Raw genomic sequence first — 1,492 nt, forward strand, 5'->3', positions numbered from 1 at the left:
GAAGATATATTGAAAACTCAAATCAATATACAACACTTTTTCAAAAATGGGACTTATATGTTGCATTTATTGAGAAAGGATTGAGATTATTAAAGAATGAAACAGGTCGTTTCTCAATGATTATTCCTTATCCTTATATAAATCAGATGTATGCTCAAAAAAGTAGAGAATACATTTCCGATAATTTTACTATTTTAAATATAGTTGATTTATCAGAATGGAAAATATTTCAAGATGCAGTTGTTCGGAATTGTATTATTGTTGTTCAAAAAAGAAATCCTAAGAATAATAAAGTGAACCTTATAAAAAAAGATGATCAAGACAACTTCTCTGTTTCATTAGCAATTCCACAAAAAGATTTAATCCAAGGTAGAATTTCTGTTTGGAATATTGAAAATAAGAAATTAATGATTTTTGAAGATAAAAAATATATGCAATTAGGTGACTGCTGCTTCATTAGTATAGGCATGGTACTTAATGCTGATGAATTTAAGGCTAAAGGGTTATTTAAGAAAAAGGATTTAATTTCTGATGTACCTTCAAAAATACATATTAAGAAATATATTGAAGGGAAGGATATAGACCGTTATCTAATACTGGGATATAGTTGGTTAGAATGGGGTACAAAGAGAGTCCCATATTTAATAAGGAGACCAACATTTCCTGAATTATATGAATGTCCTAAAATATTGGTAAATAAGCTTGGTAAGATTAAAGCCACAATGGATTATGATAATTTATATTGCGAACAGACTGTTAGAATAGTAGTTCTATTCAAATATTTGCGTAATGTAGAAAATAAAAGCATTTTAACGAGTATACAAAAATATTGTAGGTTTGATCGTAAAACTTTAGAAGATAATTCTGAAAAACTAAATTATAAATATTTGCTTGGTTTTCTTAATTCAAAACTAGCAACTTATCTTTTTGATCAAATTCGGGGTCGTGATAATATTGACATTAATCCTGATTACTTGAAGCAACTCCCTATTCGATTAATTAATTTCTCGAATCCTGCGGAAAAGAAACTCCATGATAATTTAGTCGGATTAGTAGAAATCATGCTGGATTTAAACCAGAAACTGCCGAATGCTAAAGGCGCTGAAAAAGAACGATTGCAATCGCAAATCGCACAAACTGACCGTGAAATAGATAATCTCGTCTATACCCTCTACGGTTTAACCGAAGAAGAAAAAGCGATTATCGAGTCTTCCGTGTAGATACTATACTTTGGACTGCGAAAGTTCTACTTTCGCTATGGTTTTAGGAAGCTTGCTGCGAAAAGGAGCGGTTTCCTTAGGCTTCTGAGTTGACCCAAGTCGGACTATGATGAATAGCCACTATCTTTAGATAGTGGATCCTAGTTTGGAAAGAAAGATGGGCTTTAGCCCAGAAGTATGGGTTAAAACCCAGTTTTATTCTAATATCAACCCCGAGCTCAAGCTCATGGCGATTCATTTCCTAGAGCTGATTTGCTCTAATTCCGAGGTTA

The 1,492-nt window shown here is 32.0% G+C and carries 1 protein-coding gene; it reads left to right on the plus strand.

Features of this window, described 5'->3' with window-relative positions; genetic code table 11:
* On the plus strand, window positions 1-1,220 hold a 1,220-nt coding region (locus N3A72_12430; protein MCX7920383.1), incomplete at its 5' end, for an Eco57I restriction-modification methylase domain-containing protein.
* Window positions 1,221-1,492 lie beyond the last annotated feature (272 nt).

It is taken from the genome of bacterium, assembly GCA_026416715.1.
Taxonomy (GTDB): Bacteria; UBP4; UBA4092; order JAOAEQ01; family JAOAEQ01; genus JAOAEQ01.